The following is a 14,168-nucleotide window of genomic DNA, read 5'->3' on the forward strand; positions in this document are numbered from 1 at the left end:
GGATCAAATACTACAATCAAGCTAGAATTAGGCACACGCTAAAAGGCCGCACCCCGATTGAATATCGGAATACGGCCTTAGCGAATATGAAATAATGTTAACGTCCAATTCTAGGGGTTAACTTCACCGTCCGGTCTTTTTTATTTTTAAATTTAATGACTAGTAAAGTAGCGGTAGTCCTTGCTTTTATCAAAGATAACACCACGAGCATTTTCACCGTTAGAAATTGAAAATTGGGCTTGTGGATATTTTTCATGAACTTTGTCTTCTAAGAAGTTACGCAACATTTGGTTATTGGCGAGTACAGAACCAGTCAGCGCAATTTTCATTGGCTTAGGCTCTTCATACCGGTCCATTCCGATTGTAATATCTCTTGCAAGCAGTTCAGCTTGCTCTTTTATTACAGCCGAAGCAAAAGGATCACCTTTATCAGCTAATTGTGCCACGCTCACAGCCATTGAGGCAAAATCAGAATTGCTGGTTTTATAAAACTTGGCAGTAGCATCATTTAAATTATCGACTTTAAACAGTTTATTAAACATGCCAATTAATTCGTTGTCTTCTCGTTTATCCCAACTAAGTAAAGCAGATTTTAAAGCACTTAGAGAGATAGCATAGCCTGAGCCTTCATCACCTAAAATGGAACCATAGCCACCCGTGGTGATAATGCTGCCATGCTGTAAGCCATTGAAAACGGAACCAGTACCAGCAATAACCAGACCACCATCTTCTCCTTCAAGGCCATTATAAAGAGCCAGGAGAGAGTCGGTAACTGCTCTGGTTGGCAGATTATCAACCTTGGCAGAGATTTCAGCGGCTACTTCTGGCGCGTGACCGATAACTGATAAACCAGCCATTCCACAGAGAATCCGTTGACAATCTCCATCAATTTCATCAACTAATTCGTTGATTGCTTTTGTGATGTTAGTAATGGCATTATTATAGTCCGTATTTACTTGTCCAGGACCGGCTTGAGCCTCTGCTAGTTTTTGCCCCTTTAAGTCATAAGCTATTGCTGTAGTATGCGTTCCTCCAGCATCAACTCCAATAAGATATTTAAGTGTCATAGTTTGATCTTCTTTCTATATTTTATCCCACTTTTATTTTATTACATTTAGAAAAAATACTGAAGATTTTTCGCAAAAGTATTTGTGTGCAGTTTTGGCCTTACTGGTCAACAAGTATTCTATCTTAAAGTTTTTCCAAAACGTTACCATCTCAATAGATTTGTACTCTAGTTTTTGTTAAAATTACACTAGTTTAGTGAGGTTGAGGCTAAGTGAATTTTTTCAAGAAAAAACTGAAAACTAAAAATAATAATGCCAAAAAACAAGCTTCTACTCCAATCAGAATGAAGATAATTTTGGGTATCATTTTTGTTCTTTTTGCGGCTTTGATTGGACAGCTGGCTTATTTACAAATAGGTTATGGCTCGCGCTTTAAAGCTGAAGTACAAAAATCTAATTCGGCTATAGTTTCCAGTCAAGTTCCCCGCGGTGTTATGTATGACAATAAAGGCCGTGTACTGGTAGGAAATAAGGCTAAAAATGCCATTACTTATACCAAAAGCGTTTCAACTACAACTGAGGATATCTATGCAATTTCCAACTCTCTTAGTCATTATATTTCTATCAAGGATGAGCAGCCGACTGAACAACAAGTAATTGATTATTATTTGGCAAATAAGGAAAATAGTGCAAAAGAATCTGCCAAAGTTCCTAAATCCGTCAGAGCTACTCAGGATGACAATTTAATTAATCAAAAAATCCAAGAACAGGTTAGTGCAGAACACATTAAGCTGAATGCACGTGAGAAAACAGCGGCATTAATTTATAATAAAATTTCTGGTGCTTATACTCTTTCTACAATCTATATTAAAAATAATCATTTAACAGATAAAGAAATTGCGCAGGTGGGTGAGCACCTTTCAGAGCTTCCTGGTGTGGGTATTGGAACTGATTGGCAAAGATCTTATCCTAATGGTTCGTCTATTCGCAGTATTATTGGTTCTGTATCAACAGAAAAAGCCGGCTTGCCTAGTGATAACTTACAATATTACTTAACAAATGGTTATTCGCGCAATGATCGGGTAGGCACATCGTATTTGGAAGAAAAATATGAACCCCTGCTCAAAGGAACTAAATCAACCAGCAAAGTTTGGACTAAGAATTCAGGAGATATTGAACAGTCAAAAGCGGTTTATTCCGGGCAGGCTGGGGCAAGTTTAGTTTTGACCCTTGATGCTCAATATCAAAAACAGGTTCAAAGTTCATTAGAAAAAATCTATGCTTCTGCCATTGGGTCAGGTGCCGCTCACTATTCAAATGGTGCATATGCCATTGCTATGAATCCTAAAACTGGCGCAATTTTGGCTATGGCGGGAATCAGTCGTGACCCTAAGAAAAATAAAACTACCAATAATGCACTAGGCGTTATTAATCAATCGTTTGTCATGGGTTCGGCAGTTAAAGGCGCAATGGTAAGTGGCGGATTAATAAATAAAGTAATTACTCCTACCAATAATGTAATGCCTGATACCCCTGTTTATTTACCTAGTACGCCGGTCAAAAAGTCAGTCTATCCAATTGGTACTTTTAGCGCTTTAGACGCTGAAACTGCCCTAGAAGTTTCCAGTAATATTTACATGATGCATTTGGCAATGAAATGGGTTAATGCGTCTTATGTTCCTAAAATAAAGATCACTATGCCTCAAACAGCCTTTGAAACTTTGCGCCATAATTTTAATATGTTTGGTTTGGGTCAAAAGACAGGAATTGATTTACCGGGAGAGATATCGGGTATTCAAGGTAGATCATTCAATGATCAGGGATTAGTTCTTTCTGGTTCTGTACTTGACTTATCATATGGTAACTATGATGCTTACACGCTTATCCAAATGGCACAATATGTTTCAACTATAGCCAATGGTGGCTATCGCATGCAGCCTTATGTGGTGCAATCGGTTGGTAGAACGGCAAATAATGGTAAAAAAGTTTACATTGACTATGACAAAAAGCCTCAAGTACAATTACGCATACCTTGGACTCAAGATGAGCTTAACATTATCAGACAGGGCTTTTGGCGTGTTGTTCATGGTACAAATTCCTGGGGTACTGCTCATAAACTGAAAAAAGTAAAACCATCTATCTCGGGAAAGTCGGGAACAGCCCAAACTTTTTATTACGATCCCGATAATCCTAACCAGAAAAATCCACCAGAACTAGTTAATGCTACTTTTGTTGGTTATGCACCATCAAATAACCCTGAGATTGCTACAGCTGTGATTTTTCCCGGACTGGATCCCAAATTGGAAGGATCCTATACATTACAAATGACCAAAGCTATGGTACAGGACTACTTTAAATTACATAAAAAATAGAATTTTGTTAATATTACTGGTAATAATAATAGAAAAATGCTAAGATAATACAGTCAGAATAAAAGCGTAGGTGGTGAAAGAAATGGCAGATAACATCATTTTGGAATGCACCGAATGTGGCGATAGAAGTTACTTATCTAAGAAAAACAAGCGTAAGCATCCGGAACGTTTAAGTTTGAAGAAGTATTGCCCAGTTGAAAGACATACTACTCTTCATCGTGAAACTAAGTAATAAACTAATATAGTAGGAGCCTATGCTCCTGCTATTTTTTATATGGAAGAATCATGACAAAAAAAGAAATAAGACAACAACAAATTGAAAATTTGAGCAAATTTGCTGAAACGGCAGAAAAAGATGCTGAAGATCAGGTTTTGCTTAAAAGTATTATGAACTCTGAGATCATTAGTAATTGTCAAAGCATTGGCATAACCTCCTCCTTGAGTTATGAAGTTGACACTTCAGGTTTGATTGCTCAGTTATGGGATCAAGGTAAGGACGTTTACTTAGCACGTGCAAATGATAATGCTGAACGTACTCAAGATTTTATCTATTATAGTTATATGACGAAATTAACCAAGTCAAAGTTTGGTGTTGAAGAAGTAAATGAGCCGAATGCTCAAATCAACAATGATTTAGATCTGATTATTGTTCCTGGACTAGCCTTTGCCTTGGATTCACATCAACGTTTGGGGTTTGGCGGAGGTTATTATGACCGCTTTTTGTCAAAGCATCCTAATTCTAAAACGGTAGCTTTGGCTAATTCCAAGATGATTTTTAAGACAGCTCCCTGGAAAGTGGAAGCGACCGATATAGCTATTCAAACAATTATTACTCCGGAATCCATTCTAAAGAATTAATTGAGGCTATAATGAATCAGCGACAAAACCTGAAAAGTTGTTACATAACCGTCAGTATATTGGCCGTCCTTTTACTAGTCTTTTTAATTGAAACGGCTATTGGTGGTTCAGAAAATATTTATGTTTTAATGAAAATGGGAGCCATGAAAAATGATGCCGTTGTCATAGGTAATCAGTGGTGGCGTCTATTTACGGCTCAATTTTTGCATATGGGAATTATGCATCTGGTCTCTAACGCGGTTATGATCTATTATCTTGGAATGTACATGGAAACCATTATTGGTCATTGGCGCTTTTTAATAATATACCTTCTTTCTGGTATAGGTGGTAACTTATTAAGCTTAGCCTGGGGCAGTGATAATGCTATTAGTGCCGGCGCTTCAACAGCCTTATTTGGATTATTTGGTGCTATGACCGCAATTGCTTTGCAAAATCGGTCCAACCCTATTTTGGTGTATCTTGGCAAACAATCATTTTGGCTGGCTTTAATTAATATAGTAATTGATTTGTTTGCACCTAATATTGATATACCTGGTCACATTGGCGGATTCGCTATGGGATTTTTAGTTGCAGTAATTCTGGGTGAAAAAACGTTAAGGCAATACTCAGTTAAAAAACGTGTTATCGCTCTTTGTTTACTAATTATTTATTGTGTAGCAACTGTCAGGATGGGCATGGTAATCAATTTATAATGAAAACTTTGTATGATGTGCAGCAACTTCTTGAAAAATATGGTATTTTTGTTCATGTAGGCAAAAGAATCTGGGACATTGAGTTGATGGCACTTGAACTTGACAACATTAATCATTCACACTTAATTGACCAGCATGATTATTTAGTCGCTAAATTAATATTGCGACGTGAATATGAGTATGAAGAACGCCACAATAAAGATAAGCATAAATATTAGATTGTTTATGTGCAGCAGTTTTTAAAATTTTAGTGGGAGAAATACAACTTATGTCATCTTTTTTACTTATTCTAGACGTAGTTTTAATTGTTATCATATTAGCTTTTGTGGCAGTTTGGCTATGGAATAAAATACAAACTAAACGCTTGGGTAATGGAGATTTAACCAACGAAGAATTTAATAAAGGAATGCGTAAAGCGCAAGTGGTAGATTTACGTGAAAAAGCTCCTTTTAAACGAAAACATATTGATGGAGCCAGAAACTTGCCTTACACAATGCTTAAATACCAATATACTGAATTGAGAGCAGATTTACCTGTTTATTTGTACTCCGACTCTTTATCAGTTACTTTACGTGCTGCCAGATTTTTACAAAAAAAGCATTTTTCTTCAATTAAATGGTTGAAGAATGGTTTTGATGAGTGGGATGGACGCACCAAGAAATCTAAATATTAAATAAAAAACATGTTTGTTGCACTGATCAAACGTGTTTTTTCTATGTTATTCATGAATGAGAATGTGATTATGCAAAAAGTTTTAGCTCTCGTCGGGCCGACAGCTATTGGTAAAACTGCTTTGGCAATTGAGCTTGCTCAGAAAATTAATGCCGAAATAATTTCAGGTGATTCCATGCAGGTCTACAGAGAGGTCGCAATTGGAACCGCTAAGGCAACTCCTACAGAACAAAAATTAGTACCACATTATTTGGTCGACACTCAAACAATTTTTAAACCTTATTCAGTAGTTGATTTTGTCACGCAAGCAGAAAAAGCTATTGAGCAAATAGTGCAGAAAAATAAAGTGCCTCTGTTGGTTGGCGGCACGGGCTTTTACGTTAATGCTTTGCTTAATAAAATGCAATTAGGTGAGCCGAGTAAAGAAAGTGCAGCTATATCAGATAAATGGCAGGACTACTTAAATAAAACTGATCAGGCGGAGCTTTGGCGAGAACTAAAAAAACGCGATCCAGTAGCTGCTCAAAAAATTCCGTTAAACAATTCACGTAGAGTTTTAAGAGCTTTAACGGTAATTGATCGTACAGGACATAAGTTTTCAGAACAACAGGATAAAATTGAACCGCGATACCAGTATTTTATTATTGGATTAAATTCTGCACGTCCAGAAATTTACTCTAGGATTAATAAACGTGTTGATCAAATGATGGACGAGGGCTTACTTGACGAGGCCCATTTTGTCTATCAAAATCGTGACCAAGAATATACTATTTTACAGGCTATTGGCTATAAAGAATTTTTTCCTTATTTTGCTGGTCAGGATAATCTGGAAAATTGTATTAAAAATTTAAAAAGAGCTTCAAGAAGATATGCTAAAAGACAGCTGACATATTTTCACCACCAGTTACCCGTTTACTGGTTTGATCCTTTAGCTGATGCAAATTGTGTGCAAGAGATTTTACAGAAAGTTGAGGAATGGTTAAATGAATAATTGGCCAAAAGAATTACAAGAAATTGTAAGTGATATTGATAAAAAGATTGAGCCGCAGCTGGCAAAAATTGAGCAAAACATTCTTTTTAATCAAAATAAAGTTTTGCAGGCGTTTAAAGATAAAGCAGTAGCAGAATCGGATTTGATTGGCAGTACCGGTTATGGCTCCGATGACAGTGGACGAGATAAACTTGATCGTATTTATGCCCAAATTTTTCATACGGAAGATGCTTTAGTACGTTCACAGTTTGTTTCTGGTACCCACACTTTGGCTACAGCCATGGCTGGTAATTTATTGCCAGGTGATGAATTAACGTACTTAACCGGTATGCCTTATGACACTTTGCAACAAGTTATCGGAATTGCCGGTAATGGCAGGGGCAGTTTAAAAGCATATGGAGTAAAATTCTCTCACGTTGATTTATTACCCGATGGCAGCGTTGATTTTGCTTCTGCCCGCAAATTGCTTGCAGATCATCAACCTAAAATGGTAGTCATCCAGCGTTCACGTGGTTATAATACTAGGCCTAGCTTCACTGTAAGTAAGATTAAGCCGATGATTGCTATGATTAGGGAGGTTTCACCTAAGAGCATTATTTTTGTTGATAATTGTTACGGGGAATTTTCAGAAAAACATGAACCTACAGAATATGGTGCTGATTTAATGGCAGGCTCTTTAATCAAAAATGCTGGTGGTGGTTTAGCCAAAATTGGTGGTTATGTTGTTGGTAAGCATGAGTTGATTGAAAACACAGCGGTCCGTCTTACAGCTGGCGGAATAGGTAGAGAAGAAGGTGCCAGCTTAAATAACAATTTAGATTATTTTGAAGGCTTGTTTATATCTCCGAGCGTTACTGGCAATGCCATTAAAGGTGCAATATATGCGTCTGCACTTTTAGAAAAGATGGGGTTAGAAGTTTCTCCTAAATGGAATGAAGACAGAACTGACTTAATTCAAACCGTTATTTTCCATAATAAAGATAAAATGATTAGGTTCGCTAAAGCTTTACAGGAAAACTCGCCCATTAATTCATTTGTGGATCCGATACCAAGTAATGACACCGGTTATGAGGATCAGGTAATCATGGCAGATGGATCCTTCGTTGAGGGTGCCAGCATAGAATTTTCAGGAGATGGCCCAATCAGGCCACCATATGCTTTATATATGCAGGGTGGATTGACCTATGCCCATGTGAAAATAGCGATTACTAATGCAGTTAACGAATTATTTTTTGAAAACAAATAATAGATAATCATAAATGTAAAGTAAAACTTTGGTAAAGTTTTAATATTTTTTGTTAGACCACTTTACAATGATTTAATCATTTGCTAATCTTATATCTAGTTTTAAATGAGGAATATAATTCCAATTAAGACTATACCAATTATTGTATGATTTTTTTAGGTGGAGAAGCATGACAAAGAAAATTTCAGCAGACGACATCAGAAAAAGTGTAGCAGAGGAAGATGTCAGATTTATTAGACTAGCTTTTACAGATATTAACGGAACTCTTAAAGCGGTTGAAGTTCCAAATAGTCAGCTAGACAAAGTTTTAAATAATGATGTCCGCTTTGATGGTTCTTCAATCGACGGATTTGTTCGTTTGGAAGAAAGTGATATGATATTATATCCTGATTTTTCCACTTGGTCCGTTTTACCTTGGGATGACAGCGCAGGTGGTAAAATTGGCTGTTTAACATGTTCAGTTCATACCACAGATGGTAAACCTTTTGCTGGAGATCCACGAAATAATCTCAAAAGAATCATTGGCCAGATGAAGGAAATGGGTTTTACGGCTTTTGACATTGGTTTTGAAGCGGAATTTCATTTACTTAAACTTGATCAAAACGGCAACTGGACTACAGAAGTTCCTGATCATGCATCATATTTTGATTTAACTTCAAATGATGAAAGTGCGAGCTGCCGTAGAGATATTGTTGAAACTTTAGAGAGTATTGGCTTTGAAGTAGAAGCTGCTCACCATGAAGTTGGAGACGGTCAGCAGGAAATTGACTTTAGGTTTGATGATGCTTTAACAACGGCTGATCGTGTTCAAACTTTTAAAATGATCGTACGAGAGATTGCCAAACGACATGGTTTGTTTGCGACATTTATGGCTAAGCCTTTACAAGGCCAAGCAGGAAATGGCATGCACACTAACATGTCATTATTTAAGGGTAATAAAAACGCCTTTTATGATGAAAACAACGAGTATCATTTGTCAAAAACGGCTTTGTACTTCTTAAATGGTATTTTGGAACATGCTCGTGCAATTACAGCTGTCGGTAACCCCACTGTTAATTCTTATAAACGTTTAATTCCTGGTTTTGAGGCACCGGTATATATTTCTTGGGCTTCAAAGAATCGTTCACCAATGGTTCGAGTACCGGCTGCTGGTGAATTGAATACTCGTCTTGAAATGCGTTCAGCTGATCCTACTGCCAACCCATATTTGCTTTTGGCTGCTTGCTTAAGTGCTGGTATGGCAGGAATTAAGGAAGAAAAAATGCCGATGGAACCAATTACTTGCAACTTATTTACTTTAAGTGAAAAGCAACGTAATGAAATGGGGATTAAACCATTGCCTTCGACTTTGCATAATGCCCTTAAAGCATTTAAGAAAGACAAGTTAATTCAAGACGCTTTAGGAGAACATTTAACTCAAAGCTTTATTGATTCTAAAGAATTGGAATGGTCCCAATATACTCAAACGGTTTCTGACTGGGAAAGAAATCGTTATATGGGTTACTAAACTAACTTGCTCTAGTATAGAAACTATTTCTGAATCTGGGTAATAAATTAATTAAAGATCTTTATGTCAAGCTATGGTTAGCTTGGCATTTTTGTTTTGACAGTTTTTATAAGCAACCTGCTTAGCGGATGAATAAAAAAGCTAATAAACTAGCATTAAACGCAAAATAATATATTCATTATAAACTGTTGGAAAAAACAAATGAATTTAAGTGATAAAATAAATGAGTTGGGTTTTAAGTATAAGAGGTAAAAATGGTAAAAAGAAAACGAATATATACTAAAGACGTAATATTAGTTATGGCAGCTTCGTTCTTTTTTATGTTTAGTACGATGTTTGTAAATCCTTTAATCAATGGTTACGCCAAAAGTTTAGGTGCTAGTAGTACTTTTGCGGGGATAATTGTGGGAATTATGAGTATTGCTGCGATGTTTTTGCGCCCGATTGCTGGTAATTTAACGGATAGATTTTCCAAATATCGTTTATCCTTGGTTGGGGGAGTTTTAATAGTAGTCGGAGTAATTGGCTATGTGTTGGCGCCTACAAGCAATTGGCTACTTCTTTTTCGTTTAATTAATGGTTCGGGCTACGTTCTTTGCACCGTTTGTATGACTACCTGGCTTGCTTTTTTGGTACCGCGTGCTCATGTCGGTCAAGCGATGGGATTTTATGGCTTGATGAATGCCCTAGCCATGGCTATTGCTCCAGCGCTAGCAATTAATATTTATCAAAAAACCGGGTATCGGTTAGCAATTATTGCTTCCGGCATTTCTGCATGTTTAATGGTCATTATGATTCAGTTTGTAGGAAATAAGGCAAAACCGCAAAATATTAATAAATCTCAAGCACAGAATTCATTACTGCACATTAAAATTATTCAAAAAAATGTATTGCCCATAGCAATGCTTACTACCTTATTTGCTTTTCCTTATTTCGCCACTCAGGCAGACCTTGTAACTTATGCTGAAGAGCAGCATCTTAATATAAATGTGGGCTCGTACTTTCTAATATATGCCGTAGTATTATTGCTTATTAGAATTACACTTAAAAATCTGTTTGATACTGTCAAATTCGGTACATGGTTTTGGGTGAGTGTTGCAGCTACTTTGATATATCTTATTTTATTGGCCACAATGAAAAATAATTTTTTAATGGGTCTGGCGGCTGCTTTTATGGCAGTAGGATATGGTTTAATGTATTCTGTTTTGCAGTCAACTGCAATGCTTTTGGCACCAATTAGTGAGCAGGGCCTAGCAAGTAGTACATTTTACTTGGGGCTAGATATTGGTATGGCTTTTGGACCGATAATCATGGGCTTTGTGAATGATATGCTACCAGCTGAATATTTTTATTTGGTGCAATTAATTTTAATACCATTTATGATATTGATCTATTTACATTACCGTACTCGTCTAAACAGTGCAATTAGGCATCATTAAGTTAAATTTTGAATAAAAAGAAACTGACTAAGCTTGTTTTTTGTGCAAACTTAGCCAGTTTTTAATGCATGTTAAAATATTGAAACTACTTTTTACTGAAACTTTTCACCCCATGCCCACGGGTCTTCATGCCAAGTTTTTAAATCTTCGTATTCATTAGCATTTATATAATTCATTTCTTTTTCTTTTTGCAGCAGTTCTGGGTATGTTAATAGCGGACTATAATCAACACCGGCTTGAGCAAAATTAGCTGTGGTATCCTTTAAATAATAGGTGAATATTGAGCTTACCCCGATCACATGACCACCCTCTTTTTCAGTGGCTTTCACTGCGTTAATAACTGATCCACCGGTGGTAATTAAATCATCAATTAGAACAATCCGATCATTTTCAGTAAAAAGACCTTCGATTTGCTTACCCTTACCGTGATCTTTGGGCTTTGGCCGTACATAAATCATTGGTAATTTTAATTTAGCAGCAACCCACGCAGCATGAGGAATGCCAGCCGTCGCAACCCCGCCAATGATACTTACATCTGGATACTTTTCTTTAATAAGAGCTGCTAAATCTGAGGCAATCCAGTCGCGTAAATCTGGATAAGATACAGTTAATCTCAGATCTGTATAAACAGGTGATAACATTCCACTTGCATAAGTGTAAGGCTTGTTAGGGGATATTGTAATAATCTTCTTTTCAACTAACTTGTTAATGATTTGATCTTGATACATTATTCAAACTCCTTTTTAATTTCATGATATATTTGAGCAGGATTTTTTGCCTGGGTAATCGGACGACCAACTACAATTGCGCTGGAGCCAAATTCTTTGGCTTTCTGTGGAGTTGCAATCCGCTTTTGATCATCGTTAGATTTATTAGTTAATCTAATTCCCGGTGTAACATATAAAAAATCAGAACCAAAGTGCTTTCTTAGATTTTTGACCTCAAGTGGTGAACAAATCACGCCATCAGCTCCGGCCTTTTTTGCGGTTTGGGCTAAGCTGACAACTTGTTCAGGCATTGACAAAGAACAATTTTGCTCAGTAGACAAGACTTTTGCAGTAATTGAAGTTAGTTCTGTTACTGCTAGTAACTTTGGCACCTCACTACCTTGAACTGTGCCATCTTTTAAACCGTTCTTGGCGGCAGTAATCATTTCACTGCCCCCTAAAGCATGAATGGTTGTGTAGTAGACACCTAGATGCGCTATCTGTCTTGCAGCTTGGTATACCGTGTTTGGAATATCATGTAATTTAAGGTCTAAAAAAATGTGGTAACCTTGTTTTACCAGGCTGGTAACTAAATCTGCGCCATAATGATAATAAAGTTCCATCCCGATTTTGAGGTAGGTTTCTTCAGGCCGACCCAGATTTGCCAGTAAATTTTGCACTTCTTTTTGGTTATCATAGTCCAAAGCCACAAATACTGCTTTTTTCATTAAAAACCTCCACGAAAAAAAAGCCTATTTTGGTACGAGAGTGCATCAAAATAGACTAGCTAAAATTTGCGTCATGTTTTCAACTTGCGGTCTCTCTGTACCGTTTAAAGTTTATCATTATTGAGATTACCATTTTTATTTAAAAAATACAACCAAATTTTATTTTGAAATGGTGAAAAAATTGTGTAAAATATAGCCAAAATAATTGTACTGACAGAGAGCTTACATTTTGGGAGGATAAAATGACCAATATTAGTGTTAAATTACCCGGACTTAACTTAAAGAACCCGGTAATGCCGGCGAGTGGCACATTCGGATTTGGTGACGTACCAGCAGCAAAAAAATTTGACTTGAATGAGTTAGGGGCGCTAGTTATTAAAACGACTACCCCGAAAGCTCGTTTAGGTAATCCGCAACCGCAGATCGCGGTTGTAGATAAGGGCGTTTTAAATTCGGTTGGATTGACCAATCCAGGAGTAGATAATGTTATTGGTAATAAATTACCAGCAATCAAAAAACAATATCCCCAACTTCCTTTGATTGCCAGTGTCGGTGGTGAAAGTAAAGAAGGCTATATTGAAGTTGCGCAAAAACTATCGCAGTCCAAAATGGTTGATGCCCTGGAAATTAATGTCTCTTGTCCTAATGTTGCTCAAGGTGGAATGACCTTTGGAGTTCATCCCGAATTAGTTGCGGAATTAACTGCTGCTATAAAACAGGTTGTTAACTTGCCTATTTTTGTCAAGTTAACACCAAATGTAACGGATATAACTGCAATTGCACAAGCTGCTGAAGCAGGCGGTGCGGATGGCTTATCACTGATCAATACGATAACCGGAATGCGCATTAACATTGAAACGCGTAAACCTCTTTTGGGAAATAATTATGGCGGTTATTCTGGTCCCGCTGTTAAACCAATTGCCTTATACCAGATTAATCAGGTAAGAAAAAATACCCAGTTGCCCATCATTGGTATGGGTGGCATTAGCTCAGCCGAAGATGTAGTGGAATTTATGCTGGCTGGCGCTAACGCAGTAGAAGTAGGTAGTGCGCATTTTAAAGACCCTTTGGCTTGCCCGCATATTGCACACCAATTGCCGCAGCTTTTAGAGAAACTCGGAGTCAAAGATATCAATGAACTGGTAGGACAGGTTGAATTCAATTAATAAACCCGACTTGTCAATATGCAGCTTTACTATTGACAACTATTGCTTTAGCAAGTATATTTAAATAGATGTCCTTTTAAGTTAGTCCCGAGAGGCTAGTAAGGAAAGCTCAATTAAGTATTGACTTTTACGAAACGCTTAGTCTCAGGCAGATTAAGTGTTTTTTTATGGGCAAAGCACTAGTAGGAGAAAAAAGATGACAAAAGAAATTTGGGACGCATCTGCAATGAAAAGAGCGCTAACCAGAATTACTTATGAAATTATTGAGCGCAATAAAGGTACTGAGAATTTAGTTCTTATAGGAATTAAAACTCGTGGCGTTTATTTAGCTCAACGAATTCATGATCGAATTGAAAAACTTGAAGGTGTTGATGTACCGCTAGGTCAGCTTGATATTACCTTATATCGTGATGATCGTCATGATGCATCATTGAAGCTGGATCCTGTTGTTAATTCTAAAGAATTAGGTGTTGAAATTAGTAATAAGCACGTAATTTTAGTTGATGACGTGATTTTTACCGGTCGAACGATTAGAGCAGCGATGGATGCTTTGATGGACAAAGGCAGACCTAGTTCCATTGCTGTTGCTGCTTTGGTTGATCGCGGTCACCGTGAACTGCCAATTCGAGCAGACTTTGTTGGTAAAAATGTTCCAACTTCTTCACATGAAGAAATTGCAGTCCATGTAGAAGAAATTGATAATAAAGACAATGTAGAATTAAAACCATTGCCGCAATAAGAAATCAATTCAACCGTTTAATTGGCTCCAGAGAGGGTCAGAAG

General features: G+C 37.0%; 16 protein-coding genes. 13 read left to right on the forward strand and 3 right to left on the reverse strand.

The window, feature by feature from the left end; translation table 11 throughout:
• The first annotated feature begins 2 nt into the window (after positions 1-2).
• Positions 3-95 (forward strand): IS3 family transposase, encoded by a 93-nt coding sequence (locus GYV61_RS09905; protein WP_420870818.1) that lies wholly within the window; start codon positions 3-5, stop codon positions 93-95.
• Positions 96-152: 57 nt separating this feature from the next.
• On the opposite strand, the gene GYV61_RS08485 is transcribed toward GYV61_RS09905, so the two are convergent.
• The gene (locus GYV61_RS08485) at positions 153-1,067 is read right to left on the reverse strand and encodes an N-acetylglucosamine kinase (protein WP_046325099.1); all 915 of its coding nucleotides are present in this window, start codon (positions 1,065-1,067) and stop codon (positions 153-155) included.
• 284 nt (positions 1,068-1,351) lie between these two features.
• Between GYV61_RS08485 and GYV61_RS08490 the strand changes: the two genes are divergently transcribed.
• The 10 genes from GYV61_RS08490 to GYV61_RS08535 all read left to right on the forward strand — a co-directional run bounded on the left by GYV61_RS08490 (position 1,352) and on the right by GYV61_RS08535 (position 10,784).
• Entirely contained in the window at positions 1,352-3,379 is a 2,028-nt protein-coding gene (locus GYV61_RS08490; protein ID WP_194240839.1) for a peptidoglycan D,D-transpeptidase FtsI family protein, read from the forward strand.
• A gap of 82 nt (positions 3,380-3,461) precedes the next feature.
• Entirely contained in the window at positions 3,462-3,611 is a 150-nt protein-coding gene (rpmG, locus tag GYV61_RS08495) for a 50S ribosomal protein L33 (protein WP_081945351.1), read from the forward strand.
• 53 nt (positions 3,612-3,664) lie between these two features.
• On the forward strand, positions 3,665-4,237 hold the full coding sequence (locus GYV61_RS08500; protein ID WP_174795490.1) for a 5-formyltetrahydrofolate cyclo-ligase: 573 nt from the start codon (positions 3,665-3,667) through the stop codon (positions 4,235-4,237).
• Positions 4,238-4,248: 11 nt separating this feature from the next.
• Complete coding sequence (locus GYV61_RS08505; protein WP_174795491.1) at positions 4,249-4,929, forward strand: rhomboid family intramembrane serine protease; 681 nt, start codon at positions 4,249-4,251, stop codon at positions 4,927-4,929.
• Positions 4,929-5,147: a YqgQ family protein gene (locus GYV61_RS08510; protein ID WP_046325095.1), complete on the forward strand. Its 219-nt coding sequence runs from the start codon at positions 4,929-4,931 to the stop codon at positions 5,145-5,147. Before GYV61_RS08505 ends, GYV61_RS08510 begins: the two co-directional genes overlap by 1 nt.
• Positions 5,148-5,197: 50 nt before the next feature.
• The gene (locus GYV61_RS08515) at positions 5,198-5,602 is read left to right on the forward strand and encodes a rhodanese-like domain-containing protein (protein WP_046325094.1); all 405 of its coding nucleotides are present in this window, start codon (positions 5,198-5,200) and stop codon (positions 5,600-5,602) included.
• 69 nt (positions 5,603-5,671) lie between these two features.
• Entirely contained in the window at positions 5,672-6,592 is a 921-nt protein-coding gene (miaA, locus tag GYV61_RS08520) for a tRNA (adenosine(37)-N6)-dimethylallyltransferase MiaA (RefSeq protein WP_174795492.1), read from the forward strand.
• On the forward strand, positions 6,585-7,838 hold the full coding sequence (locus tag GYV61_RS08525) for a methionine gamma-lyase family protein (protein WP_174795493.1): 1,254 nt from the start codon (positions 6,585-6,587) through the stop codon (positions 7,836-7,838). Before miaA ends, GYV61_RS08525 begins: the two co-directional genes overlap by 8 nt.
• 169 nt (positions 7,839-8,007) lie before the next feature.
• Positions 8,008-9,345 carry a type I glutamate--ammonia ligase gene (gene glnA, locus GYV61_RS08530; protein WP_174795494.1) on the forward strand — a complete coding sequence of 446 codons (1,338 nt, stop codon included), beginning with the start codon at positions 8,008-8,010 and terminating at the stop codon, positions 9,343-9,345.
• Between the two features lie 254 nt (positions 9,346-9,599).
• On the forward strand, positions 9,600-10,784 hold the full coding sequence (locus GYV61_RS08535) for an MFS transporter (protein ID WP_046325090.1): 1,185 nt from the start codon (positions 9,600-9,602) through the stop codon (positions 10,782-10,784).
• Positions 10,785-10,876: 92 nt separating this feature from the next.
• On the opposite strand, the gene pyrE is transcribed toward GYV61_RS08535, so the two are convergent.
• Together pyrE and pyrF are read right to left on the reverse strand one after the other, a co-directional pair.
• Positions 10,877-11,512, reverse strand: a complete 636-nt coding sequence (gene pyrE / locus GYV61_RS08540; RefSeq protein ID WP_046325089.1) for an orotate phosphoribosyltransferase — start codon at positions 11,510-11,512, stop codon at positions 10,877-10,879.
• Entirely contained in the window at positions 11,512-12,219 is a 708-nt protein-coding gene (gene pyrF / locus GYV61_RS08545; RefSeq protein WP_174795495.1) for an orotidine-5'-phosphate decarboxylase, read from the reverse strand. The genes pyrE and pyrF overlap by 1 nt, the downstream gene beginning before the upstream one ends.
• Positions 12,220-12,461: 242 nt before the next feature.
• Here pyrF and GYV61_RS08550 point away from each other — a divergent pair, with 242 nt between their 5' ends.
• Complete coding sequence (locus GYV61_RS08550) at positions 12,462-13,385, forward strand: dihydroorotate dehydrogenase (protein WP_046325087.1); 924 nt, start codon at positions 12,462-12,464, stop codon at positions 13,383-13,385.
• Between the two features lie 196 nt (positions 13,386-13,581).
• Positions 13,582-14,124, forward strand: a complete 543-nt coding sequence (gene pyrR, locus GYV61_RS08555) for a bifunctional pyr operon transcriptional regulator/uracil phosphoribosyltransferase PyrR (protein ID WP_046325086.1) — start codon at positions 13,582-13,584, stop codon at positions 14,122-14,124.
• Positions 14,125-14,168: the final 44 nt, after the last annotated feature.

The sequence above is a fragment of the Lactobacillus melliventris genome, from assembly GCF_013346935.1.
Lineage (GTDB): Bacteria > Bacillota > Bacilli > Lactobacillales > Lactobacillaceae > Lactobacillus.